The 13,449-nt window shown below is 61.3% G+C and carries 14 protein-coding genes; 8 read left to right on the top strand and 6 right to left on the bottom strand.

Annotation, left to right across the window (positions count from 1 at the left end; translation table 11 throughout):
* The first annotated feature begins 31 nt into the window (after nt 1-31).
* Complete coding sequence (locus EEB13_RS15240) at nt 32-670, top strand: carboxymuconolactone decarboxylase family protein (RefSeq protein ID WP_141485707.1); 639 nt, start codon at nt 32-34, stop codon at nt 668-670.
* Between the two features lie 44 nt (nt 671-714).
* Nucleotides 715-1,011, top strand: coding sequence for a putative quinol monooxygenase (locus EEB13_RS15235; RefSeq protein WP_141485706.1), 297 nt, complete (start codon nt 715-717; stop codon nt 1,009-1,011).
* Between the two features lie 63 nt (nt 1,012-1,074).
* Here the strand turns inward: EEB13_RS15235 and EEB13_RS15230 are convergent, their stop codons facing one another.
* The gene (locus EEB13_RS15230) at nt 1,075-2,289 is read right to left on the bottom strand and encodes a CaiB/BaiF CoA transferase family protein (protein WP_141485705.1); all 1,215 of its coding nucleotides are present in this window, start codon (nt 2,287-2,289) and stop codon (nt 1,075-1,077) included.
* A gap of 132 nt (nt 2,290-2,421) precedes the next feature.
* Between EEB13_RS15230 and EEB13_RS15225 the strand changes: the two genes are divergently transcribed.
* Complete coding sequence (locus tag EEB13_RS15225) at nt 2,422-3,195, top strand: GntR family transcriptional regulator (RefSeq protein WP_141485704.1); 774 nt, start codon at nt 2,422-2,424, stop codon at nt 3,193-3,195.
* Here EEB13_RS15225 and EEB13_RS15220 read toward each other — a convergent pair.
* A complete protein-coding gene (locus EEB13_RS15220) occupies nt 3,121-4,005 on the bottom strand; it encodes a hydroxymethylglutaryl-CoA lyase (RefSeq protein WP_141485703.1) in 885 nt (294 codons plus the stop codon). The two genes, EEB13_RS15225 and EEB13_RS15220, sit on opposite strands and share 75 nt — an antisense overlap.
* 257 nt (nt 4,006-4,262) lie before the next feature.
* Here EEB13_RS15220 and EEB13_RS15215 point away from each other — a divergent pair, with 257 nt between their 5' ends.
* A complete protein-coding gene (locus EEB13_RS15215) occupies nt 4,263-5,798 on the top strand; it encodes a class I adenylate-forming enzyme family protein (RefSeq protein WP_141485702.1) in 1,536 nt (511 codons plus the stop codon).
* Between the two features lie 71 nt (nt 5,799-5,869).
* Nucleotides 5,870-6,808: an SMP-30/gluconolactonase/LRE family protein gene (locus EEB13_RS15210; RefSeq protein WP_141485701.1), complete on the top strand. Its 939-nt coding sequence runs from the start codon at nt 5,870-5,872 to the stop codon at nt 6,806-6,808.
* A 638-nt stretch (nt 6,809-7,446) separates the two neighbouring features.
* Here the strand turns inward: EEB13_RS15210 and EEB13_RS15205 are convergent.
* Nucleotides 7,447-7,764 carry a hypothetical protein gene (locus EEB13_RS15205; protein ID WP_141485700.1) on the bottom strand — a complete coding sequence of 106 codons (318 nt, stop codon included), beginning with the start codon at nt 7,762-7,764 and terminating at the stop codon, nt 7,447-7,449.
* A gap of 189 nt (nt 7,765-7,953) precedes the next feature.
* Between EEB13_RS15205 and EEB13_RS15200 the strand changes: the two genes are divergently transcribed.
* Both EEB13_RS15200 and EEB13_RS15195 read left to right on the top strand, forming a co-directional pair.
* Complete coding sequence (locus EEB13_RS15200; protein WP_141485699.1) at nt 7,954-8,955, top strand: LLM class flavin-dependent oxidoreductase; 1,002 nt, start codon at nt 7,954-7,956, stop codon at nt 8,953-8,955.
* Between the two features lie 69 nt (nt 8,956-9,024).
* Nucleotides 9,025-9,645: a TetR/AcrR family transcriptional regulator gene (locus EEB13_RS15195; RefSeq protein WP_187328569.1), complete on the top strand. Its 621-nt coding sequence runs from the start codon at nt 9,025-9,027 to the stop codon at nt 9,643-9,645.
* 555 nt (nt 9,646-10,200) lie between these two features.
* Here the strand turns inward: EEB13_RS15195 and EEB13_RS15190 are convergent.
* Both EEB13_RS15190 and EEB13_RS15185 read right to left on the bottom strand, forming a co-directional pair.
* Complete coding sequence (locus EEB13_RS15190; RefSeq protein WP_141485697.1) at nt 10,201-10,386, bottom strand: hypothetical protein; 186 nt, start codon at nt 10,384-10,386, stop codon at nt 10,201-10,203.
* Nucleotides 10,387-10,624: 238 nt separating this feature from the next.
* Nucleotides 10,625-11,473 carry an enoyl-CoA hydratase/isomerase family protein gene (locus tag EEB13_RS15185; RefSeq protein WP_141485696.1) on the bottom strand — a complete coding sequence of 283 codons (849 nt, stop codon included), beginning with the start codon at nt 11,471-11,473 and terminating at the stop codon, nt 10,625-10,627.
* 250 nt (nt 11,474-11,723) lie between these two features.
* Here EEB13_RS15185 and EEB13_RS32330 point away from each other — a divergent pair, with 250 nt between their 5' ends.
* On the top strand, nt 11,724-12,113 hold the full coding sequence (locus EEB13_RS32330) for a hypothetical protein (RefSeq protein WP_315985030.1): 390 nt from the start codon (nt 11,724-11,726) through the stop codon (nt 12,111-12,113).
* A 529-nt stretch (nt 12,114-12,642) separates the two neighbouring features.
* Here the strand turns inward: EEB13_RS32330 and EEB13_RS15175 are convergent.
* Nucleotides 12,643-13,419: an SDR family NAD(P)-dependent oxidoreductase gene (locus EEB13_RS15175; protein ID WP_141485695.1), complete on the bottom strand. Its 777-nt coding sequence runs from the start codon at nt 13,417-13,419 to the stop codon at nt 12,643-12,645.
* Nucleotides 13,420-13,449 lie beyond the last annotated feature (30 nt).

Genomic DNA, 13,449 nt, shown 5'->3' with positions numbered 1-13,449 from the left:
CGAGCTTCCTGAAAGCCCGAAAGGACCTTCCATGCCGCGTCTTCGCGAAATCCCCCGCGCCGAGGTAACCGACGAGAAGATCCTCTTCTTCTACGACCGTCTGTTCGGCACCGACAAGGACCCCGCCGTCGATCACGGCACCATCCATGCAACCCCCGGCGACTGGTGGACCGTCTTCGCTCAGTCCTCCGACGTTTTCCGTCATGCCGTCACGGGATTCACGCTGTACCGCAACGCAGACCTCGATCCCCTCCTGCGTGAACTCGGCCAGGCCCGCGCCGGGTACGCACGAGGCAGCCAATTCGTCTTCTCCCAGCATTGCAAGCAGATGCGCTCCCTGGGCATGACCGAAGAGAAAATCGCGGCCCTCCCTCACTGGCAGGTCAGCGACCTGTTCAGCGACATCGAACGCGCCGTTCTCGCGTACGCCGACGGACTCGTCTACGACGGCGGCCGCGTACCCGACGAGGTATTCGCAGTCCTGAAAACGCACCTGTCCGACAAGCAGATCTTGGAGCTGACGTACATCACCTGCATGTACGACATGCACGCCACCATCTGCCGAGCTCTGAAACTCGAATTCGACGATCGCCCCGAACTCATCGAGGAAGTTCGAATTCCCGACGGCGTCGTTGTCGCTGACCTGTCCGCCGACCTCTCCGGGGAATGACCCGCTAGTCTTCATCAAGACCACCCACTATGTAAGGACTGAACATGGAACTTGTTGCCATCCTGGAACTTTCATTCAAGCCTGATTCCCTCGACGCCGCACGTACGGTGATGACGCGAGTGCTCGAGGAAACACGAGCATTCCCCGGTTGTATTTCCGTGACGACGGTCGTCGACGGCAAAAGCCCCACCAAGTGGCGATTCATCGAAACCTGGGAATCGGCCGAGCACGACGCCGAATACCGCAAGTTCCGTGCCGGCGAGGGAGCTATCACCGATCTCGGCCCGCTGCTCGCAGGTGCACCTTCGCTGACGACGGGAACCATCGACCCACAGGTCTGATCGAACCTGTTCAGACGAAGGCCTCCTGTCGCGAAGTCACGACGCGAGGCCTTCGTCGTCATGTCAGCTGGTCGCTTGAACGGCGGTACCGGCCGACTTCAAGTCGGCCCATTGGCTGTCATCGACTCCGGCCAGTGCGGCGAGAACTTCGCGGGTATGTTCACCCAGACCCGGCCCCGGCACCGGAGTCGCCGGCTGCGACCTGGAGAACTTGGGCACGACACCGGCAGCGGGGACTGCAACACCGAATTGATTGACGAGACGGACCACCATGTCTCGCGCGGCATACTGCGGATCGGCGAGCATGTCCGGGGCCGTGTAGATTCGGCCGGCCGGAACACTGTGGTCCTCCATGGTCTTCAACAGCACATCGCCGCTCATCGCCGATGTCCACTCACCGATGACGGCGTCGATCTCGGCCATGTTGTCGCCGCGCGGGCCATGGGTTGCAAACTTCGGATCGTCAGCCAACTCGGGACGACCCATTGCAGTGCAGAGACGACGGAAGACGGTATCGGCATTGGCGGCGATGATGACCTCAGCTCCGTCCGACGTGGGATACACATTCGATGGCGCCACGCGGGGCAGCACGGATCCCGTACGACCGCGGGTGATTCCGCCGATTTCATGGTCGGCCATCGTTGATTCCATCAGGGCCGCCACTGCCTCGTAAATCGCGACGTCCACTTCCTGGCCGCGGCCACTGACCGACCGCTCATGGACCGCTGCAAGCGTTCCTATCACCGCGAACAATGCTGCCAAGGAGTCCCCGAGACTGATGCCTACACGGGTCGGAGGCAGTCCGGGGTTGCCCGTCGTATGACGAATTCCGCCCATCGCCTCACCGACGCTACCGAAACCGGCATCCGTCGAGCGCGGCCCGTTCTGACCGAACCCCGAGACGTGAACAAGGATGATGCGCGTGTTGATTTCCGAGAGGGTCGAGTAGTCCATCCCCCACTTCGCAAGCGTGCCGGGCCTGAAGTTTTCGAGGACGATGTCAGCTTCGGCGACCAGCTTGCGCACCAACTCGCGCCCGTCAGGCTGGCGCAGGTCGATCGCAACCGACTTCTTGTTCCGCGCAATCGAGGGCCACCACAGGCTTTCGCCGTCAACCGTGACGCCCCACCGCCGCATCGAGTCACCGGATTCGGGTGCCTCGATCTTGAACACCTCAGCCCCGTAATCGCCCAATAACTGCCCTGCGAAAGGACCGGCGATGAAGTTTCCCAGTTCGAGGACACGCAGGCCGCTGAGCGGGCCGGAAGATGTAATCATGGCAAAATTGTACACAATCTTACGTCAAGTCTCGGCAATATCCATGAAACAAGTCACTCCTGCATACAAAGACAGAAAGTTCGTCGGGATAGGCTTGTTTCGCATCAAACCCACATCAAACGAAGAGGCACCGTGGCAACCACACCGCAGGCACCGGGTCAGGTCGCGTACTCCCAGATCCGTCAGGCGATCGTCGAAGGACGCTACAAGCCTGGACAGCGTCTGATCGAACAACGAATCGCCGAGCAGTTCTCACTGTCCCGCACACCAGTGCGTGAGGCGCTTCGGAGACTCGAGGCCGAAGGTCTTGTGCTCAGCGAGCCAAACCGGGGATCTATCGTCCGAACCCTGTCCGTGGAGGATGTCTCGGACCTGTACGGACTTCGGGCCCGCCTCGAGGCGTATGCCGCTGAACTGGCTGCCTCGCGCATCGACCCCGCCACTCAGAAGGTTCTCGACGCAGGGATCGAAGCTTTTGCGCTCGCCCTGACACTCACTTCGGTTGACCCTGTCGAGCAAGTTCGAGCAGTGGACACAGCAAACAGCCAGATCCACCGGGCCATCATGGCCGGCGCAAAGCACGAGCGGCTGAGTCGACTGCTCGAACGGACCACCGACGTTCCGTTGGTCTTCCAGGCATTCCGTCAGTACGACCGCGCCCAGACCGAGCGGTCACACCTGTTCCATCAGCTGATCCGCGACGCGATCGTCGCCGGCGACGCTCGCCGAGCATCTGCCCTGATGCACGAGCACGTCCTTCAGGGCCGCGATGTGCTTCTCGCCCACCTCGCAGCAACCAGCAGCGACGAGGTGGACGAGTTGTTCGGCGTCTCAGCGTGGGAAACCGCCGGCGCGGGCGAGCTGGCCGGGAACCTGAGCCCCGAGTACCCCGCCGAGCCAGTCTGACGCCCTGATCAACTCGGGAAGCAGAGCACCCGTGGCGATTCCACTGCGGTCGAGGAGATAGACCAGATCCTCGGTCGCGATGTTGCCGGTGGCATCCGGAGCGAAGGGGCATCCGCCAATTCCACCGATCGACGAATCCAGCACCGTCACACCGGAATCGATGGCCGCGACAGCGTTCGCGTAGCCGGTGTTGCGTGTGTTGTGAAAGTGGGCGCGCAACCGAATTCCGGGTGCGATCGCCGCGGTCCCCGCGACCAGTCGGGCGACCTGCGCGGGCACTCCCACCCCGATCGTGTCGGCCAGCGCGATCTCGTCCACCCCCAACTCGGCCATCTGCCCAGCCAAGGCAAGGACCGCAGACTCGGACACCTCTCCCTCGAATGGGCAACCGAATGCGGTGGCGATAGTGGCCGACACCCCGATGCCGGCGGAGCGGGCATCGTCGACGAGATCACGCACTATGTTCACCGAGTCCGCGACCGACATGCGCTGGTTGCGCTGACTGAAGGTTTCGGACGCCACGACGACGACGTTGACCTCGTTCACGCCTGCTGCCACCGCGCGATCGAAGCCGCGGCGATTGAGTACGAGACCGCTGTACGAGACATCGTCACGACGCGGCACTCCTGCCATGACGGCCTCCGCATCGGCCATCTGCGGCACCGCGGCCGGGTGCACGAAACTGGTGGCCTCGATTCGGCGCAGACCGGACGCGATGGCGTGCTCGATCAGCGCAATCTTGTTTGCAGTCGAAACGTGCACTGCCTCGTTCTGCAGCCCGTCACGCGGGCTCACCTCGACGATCTCCATGGCATATCCCCTTCCTTGCAAGACTGCTCGGCGAACTACACACCGATCACGATTATTGTATACAAAAGAATTTTGCCTGGCCGAGACGGCAATTCCGCAAAATCTAGCCGTCTTCCATGCGCCTTCGCCATTGCACCTGCAATCAAGCGAGCCAGACCATTCAACCGCCTCCAGTCGGCGCTTGTGATCCATGGCACTCTTGAGTTAGATTGTGTGCAATTCACGGCCGCTTGATCTCGTTTCGACTGGAGCCCCACATGTTGTACAGCGATCTTCTACGGCGGAACGCCACTCGCTTCCCCCACAAGACTGCACTCGCAATGGATGACGGATCCGCTACCCGGACCTATGCCCAACTCCACCAGCGCGCACTACGCCTGGCCAACGGTTTGAGCGGTCTTGCAGCTCCCGGCGACCGAGTGGCCCTGCTGTCCGAAAACAATCTAGAGTACGTCGAGGCCTACTACGGTGTCCCGGCTGCCGGAATGGTCCTGACCCTGCTCAACTACCGGTTGCACCCCAAAGAGTGGGTCTGGATCCTCAACGATTCAGGGGCTCGGGTGCTGATGGTCGAATCGAAGTACCTCGAAGTAATCGCCGATTATCGATCCGAACTCACGAGCGTCGAGCACATTGTCGTGATCGGCGAGGGCGCAACGGGTTTCACGACCTACGAAAACGTCCTCCAGTCCACGTCGACGATTGCCTCACAGCTTCAAATCAGCGATGATGACGATGCCTGGATCCTGTACACGAGCGGAACGACGGGCAAGCCCAAGGGCGCCCGGTTGAGCCATCGCAACCTCAACACCGCCCTGATCCAGTCCGCAATCGAGTACGACCCGCGTCCGGATACCTGCTTCCTCAACGCAATGCCCTTGTGCCACATCGCGGGCTATCTGACCCCGCTACACCAGTTCCACGGCGGATCAGTGGTGATGATGTCTGGCTGGGACCCCGAACGCTGGATGCAGTTGGTGCAGGACAACCACGTAACCAGCGGCGGCTTCGCGCCGACCATGATGCAAATGCTTCTCGCACATCCGAAGATCAACGACTACGACCTGAGCAGCCTCGAGTGGATGGGCTACGGGGCGTCGAAGATCCCGGCAGATGTGTTGCGCCAGACCATTGATCGGTTCGGGCCTGTTGTCTATGCGGGCATGGGAATGACAGAACTCGGCGGCAACATGCTCACACTCGACAAGGCCGCACATGTCCGGGCAGCCAACGGCGAGGAGCACCTGCTCGACGCCGTCGGCAAGCCGATGTCCCTCGTCGATGTACGCGTCGTCGACCCGCTCGAAAATGACTGCCCCACCGGAGAAATCGGTGAGATCGTCGTTCGAGGCGACCAGGTGACCAACGGCTACTTCGGCAATCCGGAGGCGAATGCCCAGAGTTTCGAGGGCGGCTGGTTCCACACCGGCGACCTGGCACGTCAGGACGAGGAGGGCTTCCTCTACATCGTCGATCGAGCCAAGGACATGATCATCTCCGGCGGCGAGAACGTGTACTCGAGCGAGGTCGAGAACGCGATCTACACCAACCCTGATGTCCTCGGAGCTGCGGTCATCGGAACTCCCGATGAAAAGTGGGGCGAGATCGTCACCGCCGTCGTGGTCCGCAAGCCCGGCACCGCACTGACCGCCGACGACGTTGTCACCAGTTGCAAGTCGCAGCTCGCCGCCTTCAAGCAGCCCCGCAAGGTCATCTTCATCGACGAAATGCCCCAAACCGTCAGCGGCAAGATCCGGAAGAACGTCCTGCGCGATCAGTTCACGACCAACTGACGCTAACTCCTGCATTATCAGAACTCCTGCAGTACACGAACTCCCGCAGTACACGAACCGAGGAGAACCCGATGTCATTCACAGTTGTCACTACCGGACTCAAGTTTCCGGAGGGGCCGGTAGCACTGCCCAACGGCGATGCATTGGTCGTCGAGATTCACCGCGGGACGCTCACTCACATAACCCCGGACGGCACCAACACTGTGGTCGCAGAGGTCGGCGGTGGCCCCAACGGTACCGCTATCGGCCCCGACGGCCGCGCGTACATCGCTAACTGCGGCGGGATGATCGCCACCGAGGTGTATGGCTACGTCTTCGCTGGAGGTACCCCCGAGGATTACACCGGCGGCAGCATCCAGGCTGTCGATCTCGAAACCGGCGAGGTCGAGACGCTCTACACCGAGTGCGATGGCGTCCCACTCCGCGGGCCCAACGATATAGTCTTCGACGCGCATGGCGGCTTCTACTTCACGGACCATGGCAAGAGCAACGAACGCGGTACCGACCACGGCCGCCTCTACTACGGCACAAGCGACGGTTCATCCATCCGCCTGGTCGCCTCAGAAATGAATGGCCCCAACGGAATCGGACTCTCCCCCGACGGCACGCGCCTCTACGTCAGTGAGACCTACACCGCGCGTGTCTGGTGGTGGGACGTTACCGGTCCCGGCGAAATCGTCGGTGGCCAGACACTCGCCGGCTCCGGCGGTGGCAACTTCCTCTGGGGTTCGCCCGACTTCCGCTACTTCGACTCGCTCGGTGTCGAAGCCAATGGCAATATCTGCGTGGCATCACTGGCTACGCCTGGCATTTGCGTGATCAGTCCGGACGGCGAACTGGTCGAGTTCGTCAGCATCGACACCGACGGCGACCCCGGCATCACAAACATCTGCTGGGGCGGAGAGGACATGCGAACGGCGTACGTCACCGCATCGAGCACCGGCAAACTGCTCCGATTCGACTGGCCCCGAGCCGGTCTCGTTCTCAACAACCAGGGTTCCCTGGTTTGACGGACGCACCATCGGAAACGTGATGGCGTGGACTTGGCATAACAGCTGCCGCGGCCACGCCATCACGTCTATCCAGACCTACGCGGCTTAAATGCCCGTCACTGCATCGGTCACCACCAATCGCAGCGACGATGCGGCGTGGAGATGTCATCGAATACTGCGTTGTCTCCGATTCGCCAACGCCGAAAATCGGCCGAGATCCGAGATACCGTGCGGCGCCGCTCCCGCCGAAGGTCACGCCGGCGACCGTTGCCGTCGTAGCAGAGCGAGCAGGAGCAGATCCGGGTTCCCGTGAAAGTGAATGTCCAGCAGCAGGTTCCCTGTGACTGCGACGACCAATCGAACGACGACCAATCGAACACAGGGATAGGCGGAAGATCGCAGAGTCCACCGCGATGATCATGGGCAGCTTCGATACCCAACTCACGGAGAGTCAGGCGAACCCACAGCGGTGCGTGTGAATCAGTACGGGACAAGGCAGTGCCTTTCGGGCTCGTGCGCCCCGACCCGCTATCCCCGAATGAGGACGGACCGGGGCGACGGTTGGTCACCCGCGTCCAGTGCCTGCCGCAGCATGCACGTCCGTCCGAGTTGGGTCATGTCACCGATTCTGGCACAGTCCCCCGACAGATGACCTGTCAGCCGAACTCGATGTGCGCGCGAATCGCGCCGTCCTCTCGAAGCCAACCCTTCACGCCCGCGTACTTCACGCCCGCGTACTTCACCATCGCTTCGAAGCCGACCCGCCAGTCGTCCCCAGCGCCGGCCTCGCCCGCAAGCCGCGTAACCGCAGCCGCGGATATCCACGCATGACCATCCTCAACCTCACCCGCCGCAACAGCTCCGAGAGCCTTTCCCACCCTCTCGACGTCGTAGCCGATGGGAGCATGCACTGCGAAGGCCTTGAAAGTATCCCGATTCGCCAATCGAACACCACCGTGTTCATCTACCGTCACCTGCACGAGCATTCCTCCATTCAGAATATTTTCGACTCGCCGGGATGCGAGAAATCCACTGCCCCAACGTGTTAATTACTCACTCGCCTCGACGTCCGTTCGCGAACTTCGTCATCCTAGGTCTTGACGAACACAAAAACTGAAACTAACGTCAGTTTTAGTTTTTATTGAATCCGGAAGGAACATCGCATGGAAATCGGCATTCTGAGCCTCGGCGACCACGTACCCAATCCCCACACGGGAGTCCGGAACTCGCAGCAGGACCGTCTGCGCTCCATCGTCGACAGCGCCGTCGCAGGCGAGGGCATGGGCTTCTCCATGATCGCGCTGGGCGAGCACCACTTCAACGACTACATCATTTCCTCGCCCGAACTGATGCTCGCCGCGATCGCGGAGCGCACGGAGCGAATGCGTCTGGCTACCGCGGTGACCCTGCTCGCCACCGCGGACCCCGTCAAAGTTGCCGAGGATTTCGCGACCCTCGACCTGCTGTCCAACGGTCGTGCCGAGATCGTCGTCGGCCGCGGCATCAACCCGGAAACCTATGCGGCATTTGGCGGTCTGGACCCCAAGCAAGGTCACGCCATCATGGCTGAGAAGATTCAACTGCTCGATCAGCTCTGGAGCTCGAAGGAACCCTTCAGTTGGTCCGGCGAGTTCCGCGGCCCGTTGGACAACGTGCAACTCAAGCCCTCGCCACTCGCGGGCGCACCCCGCCTGTGGATGGGGACCGGCACCACCGAGGAGTCCGTGCGCCGCACTGCCACACAGGGATTGCCGTTGATGTTGCCGAGCATCTTCGCTCGCATCGATACCTGGGGACCGCTTGTGAATATCTACCGCGAGCTCATGGAGGAGCAGGGTAAGCAGCCGATCGTGGGCTCCTGCAGCTACATTCACGTAGCGGAGGACGGCCAGACCGCGCGCGAGCAGTGGCGCCCTTACCTGACCGGCTACGTCTCGTGGGCGCGCAATCTGCTCGGCAGCAAGGCTCCCGTCGACTACCAAGACCTGATCGAGGGAACCGCACTGTGCGGCAACCCGGAAGAGGTCCTTGATCGCATGGGCACGTTCAAGGACGTCATAGATCCCGACATCCACCTCGCCGCCTTCGACTGCGGTGCACTCCCCCACGAGATGCTCATCGACACGATGGCGCTGTTCGCCTCCGAGGTCATGCCCAAGCTGTAAGGGCATCGCCGTCAGCGATATCGCTACAATCCAGGCCTGCAGCGACAAGATCCAAAAGGGGCCATCAAGGTGCATACAGCGAGTACCGAGCATGTGGGCACGAAGGGGCAGCAGACCGAGCAGCTCATCAAAGCCGCGGCGCGCACCGTCTTCAAACGCGACGGTTACCTCAACGCCCGGATGACCGATATCGCTGACGAGGCCGGAAAATCTCCGGGAACGCTCTACAACTACTTCGACAACAAGCGGGAGATCCTCCACGCAATGTTGGAGGACTTCCTCAACCGAGTCCTCGCGGATGGGAACCCCGATCCGCAGGGCGTGTACACCTCGGAATCACTGAGATCCGCCGTCGCTGTGTTCTGGCGAACCTACACCGAGTTCATTCCTGAACTGGTCGGAATCACACACGCGGCGGCAGTCGAGGACGAATTTCTGCAAGCGTGGATGCAGATTCGCGGGGTCGGTGTCCGACAGATTGCCGGACGTATCAAAGTACTTCAGCGCGAAGGAATAACGGATCCAAGTGTGGATCCGTACGTTGCCGCGTCAGCTCTCTCGTCCATGCTCGAACACAGTTGTTATCTCTGGCTCGGTATGAACGCGCAAGGGATAGGCCGACCTAAGTCCGATGACGAGGCGATCGACACCATCACCTACCTATGGTCGCGTGCGCTGGGGATCGAATGACCTTCACAACGAATGAGCGCCGGTGATTTACCGGCGATCATTCGTTGCTCACCCCGTGTGCTCGACGGAGGCTTGGCCAACGAGCCTTACTCGACGGCATGGTCATGACGCCACTCGACAAAGGTTCGGTGCTCAATCAGAGAGAACCTCTGGCCTTTCGGCCAACATGGTTGCATCGGCTATCGATTGAACTATGTTGGCAATCAGATGGTTTCCGAGAGTGAATTCGTTTGCATGCGCCTGTTCATCACCCAATTCCCGCGCCCGGGGACCAACAACATCGATAAGCGAGTCGATTCTCGCAATCGCCGCGGAATCCCAAACACGTACACAGCCCGGATCACCAGGGAGCGCGCCCTTGATCAGTCGCTGACACGATTTCGATCGGTTCAGCCTGCGCGACAACATTCTAGATTGCTCATAGTATTCCAATCTGTCAAGACGGAACTGTGTCAAGCGATTTGGGGACACCTTGACTGGAATCGATTGAGATACAAACGGAATGGTGGCAACATCCGGCTAGTCGGAGCCGTCTCGCTGACAACTGCCTGGATATCATCGAGGACCTGACGTCGATTCATCGTCGGACTGTGCGTCCATCTCGGGGTTCATGTATCCGAGGACGTTCGACGTCGATTCGCTGTAGAAGTTGCCGTACATCCGTACGAAGTGGGACTCGCCGAGGACGTTGAAGCTGGTGTTTCCGATGTCGTAGTCGTGCTGGACGTACATCTGCTTCACGAGTTACAGGCACTGAAAACTCCATCAAATATCAACGGGCCGACGCACGCACCACCAAGGTCAGCTGGCACCGCACCCCGGCAGTGCACGCTACGTCGTCGAATAGTTATTCTGCACTCTCGAGCAGTAGCGGGCACTTGCAACTCGTTACGGCGAACTGGCCCTTATTTATCGGGCCGGCGTGTGTTTTCGGCTGTGTGCATCTGGCTTAAGCACCTGGCGGATCAGGAGACACGACTTAGTCACCCAGCCCCCACCGTGGTGTTTCCTTCTGACCGAAAGCCCTCAGCGCTTCGCGGTGATCGGCGGAATGGAAGCTCAAACCCTCCATAGCGATCGACGCTGTGAGAACCTGCTCGACCGACTGGCGTAGCAACAGGTTGACCGATGCCTTGGTCATCTCGACCGCCAGTCGCGGTCCGGACGCCAGTCGCGTTGCCATGTTGTGGACGGCATCAGCGAGTTCTGCTGATGGAAGTGCATGGTTGACCAGGCCCATCATCTCCGCCTGACGTCCCTTCACACGGTCGCCCGTCATCAGGAATTCCTTGGCCCGATGCGGACCGACCAACAGTGGCCAGAGCGCTGCTCCGCCGTCGCCGGCGACCACCCCGATCCCAACGTGTGGATCAGCGAAGACAGCGTTCTCGTCGATATACACGATGTCGGCCAGTAGGGCGATCGTGGCACCGAGACCGATCGCGGCGCCGTTGACCTTGGAAATCACCGGCTGACGCACCGCGAGCATGGACCGGACCAAATCGATCCCGCCCCGCAGGATCACCTCGTACCCCTCGCCCGTCGGCGCCTGCTCAGAAAGCCAGTCGAAGTTGCCGCCAGCGCAGAACGCACCGCCAGCTGGATCGCCGGTGAGCACGACAGCGCGTACCGCCGACTCCCTGTGGATTGCAGTGAAGACGTCGGCGATTTCCTCGTGCATATGGCCGTCGACAGCATTGCGATGCTCGGGATTGCTCAGGATCACCGTGGCAATCGCGTCGGCGAACTCCAAGCGCAACCGCTGGTAATGATCGCGCTCCAGCCGACGGGCAAAGGACGGTGAGACTGTGGAGGTCGCTGTGCTCATCAAGAAACTCCTCGTGTGTGACCCGACCAGTGACGTTCTCGCAGCTCTCGCTCGAGAATCTTTCCGCTGGCATTCCGGGGAAAGTTGCTCGACCAATTCGATCGAGCGTGGTCGTTTGAATCCGGCCAGATGACTCCTGCACCACGACGATCGAGTCCCGCGGATACCCTGCGAGACAAGACCTTTACGGCCGTAATACTTTCGTAGGCATCGTCGATTTATTGGGCTGTGAGTCAGGGATGATGGTCGGATGAGTCGTGGTGACGCCGCGTTCGATGTACAAACGGCACCGCTTTCCCGGGAGACCATCGCGCACTGTGTGTGGCTGTACTACAGGTTCGCTTTGAGCTTGCGCGACGTCGCCGAACTGATGCTCGCCCGCAGCATCGGCGTCTCGCACGAGACGATCCGCACATGGTGCGCGAAGTTCGGGTCCGCATACGCGCGTGGCCTGCGCCGCCATGCTCCCGAACCTGGCGATAAATGGTTTCCCGGCGAGGTGTTCGTCAAGATCGGCGGCATCTGGCACTACCTGTGGCGGCGGTCGATCGGGACGGCAACGTCCTCTTTCGTCCTGATCCAGTCCCGCCGCAACGCGAAGGCGGCGAAATGCTGCTTCGGCAAACTGATGCGCAAGTAGGCTCGTACGCCAAGGGTGCTGGTGACCGACACGCTCGCCAGTTACGTTGTGGCGCAAAAGACCTGATGCCATCGGTTGAACATCGCCGCTCGAAGTATCTGAACAATCGCGCCGAACTCCAATCAACCGACCAGGCAGCGCGAACGCGCCATGAAGTAATTCGGCTCACCGGGTGTTGCGCAACGATGCCTGGCGGTGTTCAGTGCGATTTCGCCGCATTTCCGGCCTGGCAGACACCGACTGACGTCCGCCGACTACCGCTCCGAAATGACCGACCGATTCGCCACCTGGAACGATGTGACCGGCGTACCCGCCGCCGCCTGAACCGGTGTCCCACCAACAGGATCCGCCCAAGCATACCCGAATGCTGTTGATTCTTAGTTGCGTTCAGCTAAGTTGACAGAGCCCGCGCGGATCCTGATCGCGATCCTTTCACCGCGCCAGCGCCGTCGCGAGCGGGCCGCATTCGGCTAGTCGCCAATGCCGAACACGACCCGGGCAACAATACGGTCCCGGCGGTGCTAGCTGCCTACTTCGGCTGGAGGCGTACACCCGCGTCGATGCGGACAACCTCACCGTTCATGTAGTTGTTCGAGACAAGCTCCCACGCCAGGCTCGCAAACTCCTCCGCGTGGCCCAGGCGACGGGGGAAGACCACGTCCTTGGCGAGATTCTTCTTGAACTCGACGGGGTCCGGCACCGTGTTGTAGATCGGGGTGTCGATCAGGCCGGGCGCGATGGTGTTGACGCGGACGCCGACAACCGCGAGGTCGCGGGCCAGCGGCAGCGTCAGGCCGACGACGCCGCCCTTCGAGGCGCTGTACGCGACCTGCCCGACCTGGCCGTCGAACGCCGCGATCGACGTGGTGTTGATGATCGCGCCGCGGGCACCGTCCGAGTCGGCCTCATTGTGGGACATGGCGGTCGCCGCGAGACGAACCACATTGAAGGTGCCAATCAGGTTGACCTCGACCACCTTCCGGAACGCGTCGAGGTTGTGCGCGGAGCCGTACGTGCCGTCCCTGCCGACTGTGCGCGCGAGGCTGGGGATGCCGGCGCAGTTCACGACCACCTTCAGGGGGCCTGTGGCCACGGCCGCGTCGACCGCCGCGATGACCTGGTCGGCGTCCGCGACGTTGGCCGCCATGAACTGGCCGTCGATGTCCGCGGCGACGCGCTTGCCGTTCTCCGCGTCGAGGTCCAGGATCGTGACCTTGAGGCCCTTCTCCGCGAGCAGTCGGGCGGTCGCCTCGCCGAGGCCGGAGCCGCCGCCGGTGACGATTGCTGAGCTTCCTGCGAATTCCATGATCAATTCTCCTTGTTCGCTATCGGTGTG

The sequence above is a fragment of the Rhodococcus sp. WS3 genome (assembly GCF_003797085.1).
GTDB classification, from domain to species: Bacteria; Actinomycetota; Actinomycetes; order Mycobacteriales; family Mycobacteriaceae; genus Rhodococcus_F; species Rhodococcus_F globerula.
Note: the sequence above shows the minus strand (reverse complement) of the source record. Positions and strands in the feature narration are given on the sequence as shown.

Excerpts from the sequence above, each read along its gene's own strand:
- EEB13_RS15240 (WP_141485707.1), top strand. The coding sequence starts at position 32 with ATGCCGCGTCTTCGCGAAATCCCCCGCGCCGAGGTAACCGACGAGAAG.
- EEB13_RS15235 (WP_141485706.1), top strand. The coding sequence starts at position 715 with ATGGAACTTGTTGCCATCCTGGAACTTTCATTCAAGCCTGATTCCCTC.
- EEB13_RS15230 (WP_141485705.1), bottom strand. The coding sequence starts at position 2,289 with ATGATTACATCTTCCGGCCCGCTCAGCGGCCTGCGTGTCCTCGAACTG.
- EEB13_RS15220 (WP_141485703.1), bottom strand. The coding sequence starts at position 4,005 with ATGGAGATCGTCGAGGTGAGCCCGCGTGACGGGCTGCAGAACGAGGCA.
- EEB13_RS15215 (WP_141485702.1), top strand. The coding sequence starts at position 4,263 with ATGTTGTACAGCGATCTTCTACGGCGGAACGCCACTCGCTTCCCCCAC.
- EEB13_RS15210 (WP_141485701.1), top strand. The coding sequence starts at position 5,870 with ATGTCATTCACAGTTGTCACTACCGGACTCAAGTTTCCGGAGGGGCCG.
- EEB13_RS15200 (WP_141485699.1), top strand. The coding sequence starts at position 7,954 with ATGGAAATCGGCATTCTGAGCCTCGGCGACCACGTACCCAATCCCCAC.
- EEB13_RS15185 (WP_141485696.1), bottom strand. The coding sequence starts at position 11,473 with ATGAGCACAGCGACCTCCACAGTCTCACCGTCCTTTGCCCGTCGGCTG.
- EEB13_RS32330 (WP_315985030.1), top strand. The coding sequence starts at position 11,724 with ATGAGTCGTGGTGACGCCGCGTTCGATGTACAAACGGCACCGCTTTCC.
- EEB13_RS15175 (WP_141485695.1), bottom strand. The coding sequence starts at position 13,419 with ATGGAATTCGCAGGAAGCTCAGCAATCGTCACCGGCGGCGGCTCCGGC.